Raw genomic sequence first — 313 nt, forward strand, 5'->3', positions numbered from 1 at the left:
CCAGGACTACGCCAGCCAGCGGCACGACGTCCCCACCGACCTGGAGGGGTACCTCGGCACCGGAACGGCCGGCAGCGTCGTCTCCGGGCGGCTCTCCTCCACGTTCGGGCTCGAAGGCCCGGCGGTGACGGTGGACACGGCCTGCTCCTCGTCGCTGGTGGCCCTCCACCTGGGGGTGCAGGCGCTGCGGTCGGGCGAATGCTCGATGGCCCTGGCCGGTGGTGAGACGGTGATGTCCACGCCGGAGGCGATCATCGACTACTCCAGACAGCGGGGAGTCGGCCGTGAGGGCCGGTGGTAGCCGGTGGGGGCG

General features: G+C 72.5%; 1 pseudogene. It reads left to right on the forward strand.

Features of this window, described 5'->3' with window-relative positions:
• Positions 1–295 (forward strand): annotated as a pseudogene (locus tag PUR61_RS18340) (beta-ketoacyl synthase N-terminal-like domain-containing protein); the annotation flags it as partial.
• Positions 296–313: the final 18 nt, after the last annotated feature.

It is taken from the genome of Streptomyces sp. BE20 (assembly GCF_036322525.1).
Taxonomy (GTDB): Bacteria; Actinomycetota; Actinomycetes; order Streptomycetales; family Streptomycetaceae; genus Kitasatospora.